The sequence below is a fragment of the Escherichia sp. WS1451 genome (assembly GCF_046487365.1).
Taxonomy (GTDB): Bacteria; Pseudomonadota; Gammaproteobacteria; order Enterobacterales; family Enterobacteriaceae; genus Escherichia; species Escherichia coli.
Genome location: NZ_JBJQJP010000049.1, coordinates 1 through 4,443, shown reverse-complemented (window position 1 = coordinate 4,443; position 4,443 = coordinate 1). Strand labels below are relative to the sequence as shown.

4 protein-coding genes, 4 tRNA genes and 1 rRNA gene are annotated in these 4,443 nt (G+C 47.7%); 8 read left to right on the top strand and 1 reads right to left on the bottom strand.

The window, feature by feature from the left end; all coding sequences use genetic code 11:
- The 3 genes from rrf to birA form a co-directional block, all read left to right on the top strand.
- Nucleotides 1-99, top strand: a 5S ribosomal RNA gene (rrf, locus tag ACJHX7_RS25905); the annotation flags it as partial.
- Between the two features lie 136 nt (nucleotides 100-235).
- Nucleotides 236-1,264, top strand: coding sequence for a UDP-N-acetylmuramate dehydrogenase (gene murB, locus ACJHX7_RS25900; protein WP_001016685.1), 1,029 nt, complete (start codon nucleotides 236-238; stop codon nucleotides 1,262-1,264).
- Nucleotides 1,261-2,226 carry a bifunctional biotin--[acetyl-CoA-carboxylase] ligase/biotin operon repressor BirA gene (gene birA / locus ACJHX7_RS25895; RefSeq protein WP_000654618.1) on the top strand — a complete coding sequence of 322 codons (966 nt, stop codon included), beginning with the start codon at nucleotides 1,261-1,263 and terminating at the stop codon, nucleotides 2,224-2,226. Before murB ends, birA begins: the two co-directional genes overlap by 4 nt.
- A 28-nt stretch (nucleotides 2,227-2,254) precedes the next feature.
- Here the strand turns inward: birA and coaA are convergent, their stop codons facing one another.
- Nucleotides 2,255-3,205 (bottom strand): type I pantothenate kinase, encoded by a 951-nt coding sequence (coaA, locus tag ACJHX7_RS25890; protein WP_000023081.1) that lies wholly within the window; start codon nucleotides 3,203-3,205, stop codon nucleotides 2,255-2,257.
- A 361-nt stretch (nucleotides 3,206-3,566) separates the two neighbouring features.
- Between coaA and ACJHX7_RS25885 the strand changes: the two genes are divergently transcribed.
- The 5 genes from ACJHX7_RS25885 to ACJHX7_RS25865 form a co-directional block, all read left to right on the top strand.
- A tRNA-Thr gene (locus ACJHX7_RS25885) sits at nucleotides 3,567-3,642 on the top strand.
- An 8-nt stretch (nucleotides 3,643-3,650) separates the two neighbouring features.
- Nucleotides 3,651-3,735 (top strand) — tRNA-Tyr (locus ACJHX7_RS25880).
- A gap of 116 nt (nucleotides 3,736-3,851) precedes the next feature.
- Nucleotides 3,852-3,926: transfer RNA gene (locus tag ACJHX7_RS25875), tRNA-Gly, on the top strand.
- Nucleotides 3,927-3,932: 6 nt separating this feature from the next.
- A tRNA-Thr gene (locus ACJHX7_RS25870) sits at nucleotides 3,933-4,008 on the top strand.
- Nucleotides 4,009-4,122: 114 nt separating this feature from the next.
- Nucleotides 4,123-4,443, top strand: a 321-nt coding sequence (locus tag ACJHX7_RS25865) for a GTP-binding protein (RefSeq protein WP_000031694.1), incomplete at its 3' end; no start/stop codon positions are given.

Genomic DNA, 4,443 nt, shown 5'->3' with positions numbered 1-4,443 from the left:
GGTGGTCCCACCTGACCCCATGCCGAACTCAGAAGTGAAACGCCGTAGCGCCGATGGTAGTGTGGGGTCTCCCCATGCGAGAGTAGGGAACTGCCAGGCATCAAATTAAGCAGAAGGCCCAGTCGGAAGACTGGGCCTTTTTGCGTTTCTACAAACACTCCCTGTCGTCATAACTACAAGCCATCCCCCCACAGATACGGTAAACTAGCCTCGTTTTTGCATCAGGAAAGCAGCTATGAACCACTCCTTAAAACCCTGGAACACATTTGGCATTGATCATAATGCTCAGCACATTGTATGTGCCGAAGACGAACAACAACTACTCAATGCCTGGCAGCATGCAACCGCAAAAGGACAATCCGTTCTTATTCTGGGTGAAGGAAGTAATGTACTTTTTCTGGAAGACTATCGCGGTACGGTGATCATCAACCGGATCAAAGGTATCGAAATTCATGATGAACCTGATGCGTGGTATTTACATGTAGGAGCCGGAGAAAACTGGCATCGCCTGGTAAAATACACTTTGCAGGAAGGTATGCCTGGTCTGGAAAATCTGGCATTAATTCCTGGTTGTGTCGGCTCATCACCTATCCAGAATATTGGTGCTTATGGCGTAGAATTACAGCGAGTTTGCGCTTATGTTGACTGTGTTGAACTGGCGACAGGCAAGCAAGTGCGCTTAACTGCCAAAGAGTGCCGTTTTGGCTATCGCGACAGTGTTTTTAAACATGAATACCAGGACCGCTTCGCCATTGTAGCCGTAGGTCTGCGTCTGCCAAAAGAGTGGCAACCTGTACTAACGTATGGTGACTTAACTCGTCTGGATCCTACAACCGTAACGCCACAGCAAGTATTTAATGCGGTGTGTCATATGCGCACCACCAAACTCCCTGATCCAAAAGTGAATGGCAATGCCGGTAGTTTCTTCAAAAACCCTGTTGTATCTGCCGAAACGGCTAAAGCATTACTGGCACAATTTCCAACAGCACCAAATTATCCCCAGGCGGATGGTTCAGTAAAACTGGCAGCAGGTTGGCTTATCGATCAGTGCCAGCTAAAAGGGATGCAAATGGGTGGGGCTGCGGTGCACCGTCAACAGGCGTTAGTCCTCATTAATGAAGACAATGCAAAAAGCGAAGATGTGGTGCAACTGGCACATCATGTAAGACAAAAAGTGGGTGAAAAATTTAATGTCTGGCTTGAGCCTGAAGTTCGCTTTATTGGTGCATCAGGTGAAGTTAGCGCAGTGGAGACGATTTCATGAAGGATAATACCGTTCCGCTGAAATTAATCGCGCTGTTAGCGAATGGCGAATTTCACTCTGGTGAGCAGTTGGGTGAAACGTTAGGAATGAGCCGGGCGGCTATTAATAAACACATTCAGACACTGCGTGACTGGGGCGTTGATGTCTTTACCGTTCCGGGTAAAGGATACAGCCTGCCTGAGCCTATCCAGTTACTTAATGCTGAACAGATATTGGGTCAGCTGGATGGCGGTAGTGTAACTGTGCTACCCGTTATTGACTCCACGAATCAGTACCTTCTTGATCGTATCGGAGAGCTTAAATCGGGCGATGCCTGTGTTGCAGAATACCAGCAGGCTGGCCGTGGTCGCCGGGGTCGGAAATGGTTTTCGCCTTTTGGCGCAAACTTATATTTGTCGATGTTCTGGCGTCTGGAACAAGGCCCGGCGGCGGCGATTGGTTTAAGTCTGGTTATCGGTATCGTGATGGCGGAAGTATTACGCAAGCTGGGTGCAGATAAAGTTCGTGTTAAATGGCCTAATGACCTCTATCTGCAGGATCGCAAGCTGGCAGGCATTCTTGTGGAGCTGACTGGTAAAACCGGCGATGCGGCGCAAATAGTCATTGGAGCCGGGATCAACATGGCAATGCGTCGTGTTGAAGAGAGTGTCGTTAATCAGGGGTGGATCACGCTGCAGGAAGCGGGGATCAATCTCGATCGTAATACGTTGGCGGCCATGCTAATACGTGAATTACGCGCGGCGCTGGAACTCTTCGAACAAGAAGGATTGGCACCTTATCTTTCGCGCTGGGAAAAGCTGGATAATTTTATTAATCGCCCAGTGAAACTTATCATTGGTGATAAAGAAATATTTGGCATTTCACGCGGAATAGACAAACAGGGCGCTTTATTGCTTGAGCAGGATGGAATAATAAAACCCTGGATGGGCGGTGAAATATCCCTGCGTAGTGCAGAAAAATAAGAAAGGGGAGCATTAGCTCCCCTGCAAATTATTTGCGTAGTCTGACCTCTTCTACCGCATGATTAGCACTTTTCGTCAGGATTAAACTGGCGCGCTCACGAGTAGGTAGAATATTTTGCTTTAAGTTCAGCCAGTTGATCTCTTTCCACAACGTCATGGCAGTCTTAATAGCTTCTTCTTTAGTTAATTTCGCGTAGTTATGAAAATAGGAATCCGGGTCTGTAAAAGCCCCTTCGCGGAATTTCAGAAAACGGTTGATATACCATGTCTGAAGTAAGTCTTCCGGAGCATCAACATATATCGAAAAATCGACAAAATCAGAAACAAATACATGATGTGGATCGTGTGGATAATCCATCCCGCTCTGTAAGACATTTAACCCTTCAAGAATTAAAATATCAGGCTGAACAACCGTTTTATCTCCATCCGGGATCACATCATAAATAAGATGCGAGTAAACAGGGGCTGTAACGTTTGGCACGCCGGACTTGAGATCGGAAACAAACTTCACCAGGCGATGCATATCATACGATTCCGGGAAGCCTTTCTTCTTCATCAGACCTCGTTCTTTCAGAACCTGATTAGGGTGAAGGAAGCCATCTGTAGTGATCAGTTCAACACGACGATGTTCCGGCCAACGGCTTAATAGCGCCTGCAATACACGGGCGGTTGTACTTTTCCCCACCGCGACACTACCAGCAATACTGATAATGTAAGGAATGCGTTGCCCGTTGGTACCAAGAAACTGTTCCAGAACTGCCTGACGGCGCAGATTCGAGCTTATATAGAAGTTCAGCAAACGTGACAGAGGTAAATAGATCTCGGCAACTTCTTCTAACGAGAGATCTTCATTAATACCTTTGAGACGGGCGATCTCATCTTCCGATAACGTCATAGGTACGGAATCACGCAGAGCTGCCCACTGGTTGCGGTCAAACTGTAGGTAAGGCGTCATTAACGTTTGCTCTTTTATACTCATAAGCATGTTTCTGGCGGTCATAGCTCTATCGGCAAAGCGATATTTGCCATGGCGCGTCACAGTTCTGTTGAATGGGTTAATGGGCAGGAGGGTAACACCAGATGGGGAGGAATAATAAGAAAAAATCTCTCCCAGGAAGCTATCGTTGAAAAGCAATGTGACAGATATTCCATCTGATAAAAAGAATTATGGTTTAGCAGGAGCGCATTGTTGAGCACAATGATGTTGAAAAAGTGTGCTAATCTGCCCTCCATTCGGCTGTTTCTTCATCGTGTCGCATAAAATGTGACCAATAAAACAAATTATGCAATTTTTTAGTTGCATGAACTCGCATGTCTCCATAGAATGCGCGCTACTTGATGCCGACTTAGCTCAGTAGGTAGAGCAACTGACTTGTAATCAGTAGGTCACCAGTTCGATTCCGGTAGTCGGCACCATCAAGTCCGGTGGGGTTCCCGAGCGGCCAAAGGGAGCAGACTGTAAATCTGCCGTCACAGACTTCGAAGGTTCGAATCCTTCCCCCACCACCAATTTCGGCCACGCGATGGCGTAGCCCGAGACGATAAGTTCGCTTACCGGCTCGAATAAAGAGAGCTTCTCTCGATATTCAGTGCAGAATGAAAATCAGGTAGCCGAGTTCCAGGATGCGGGCATCGTATAATGGCTATTACCTCAGCCTTCCAAGCTGATGATGCGGGTTCGATTCCCGCTGCCCGCTCCAAGATGTGCTGATATAGCTCAGTTGGTAGAGCGCACCCTTGGTAAGGGTGAGGTCGGCAGTTCGAATCTGCCTATCAGCACCACTTCTTTTCTCCTCCCTGTTTTTTCCTTCTGTTTATTGCATTCAACAAGTCGGGCATGTTGCCTGGTTGATGTGGTGATATCACCGATTTATCCGTGTCTTAGAGGGACAATCGATGTCTAAAGAAAAGTTTGAACGTACAAAACCGCACGTTAACGTCGGTACTATCGGCCACGTTGACCATGGTAAAACAACGCTGACCGCTGCAATCACTACCGTACTGGCTAAAACCTACGGCGGTGCTGCTCGCGCATTCGACCAGATCGATAACGCGCCGGAAGAAAAAGCTCGTGGTATCACCATCAACACTTCTCACGTTGAATACGACACCCCGACCCGTCACTACGCACACGTAGACTGCCCGGGGCACGCCGACTATGTTAAAAACATGATCACCGGTGCTGCTCAGATGGACGGCGCGATCCTGGTAGTTGCT

Excerpts from the sequence above, each read along its gene's own strand:
- murB (WP_001016685.1), top strand. The coding sequence starts at position 236 with ATGAACCACTCCTTAAAACCCTGGAACACATTTGGCATTGATCATAAT.
- birA (WP_000654618.1), top strand. The coding sequence starts at position 1,261 with ATGAAGGATAATACCGTTCCGCTGAAATTAATCGCGCTGTTAGCGAAT.
- coaA (WP_000023081.1), bottom strand. The coding sequence starts at position 3,205 with ATGAGTATAAAAGAGCAAACGTTAATGACGCCTTACCTACAGTTTGAC.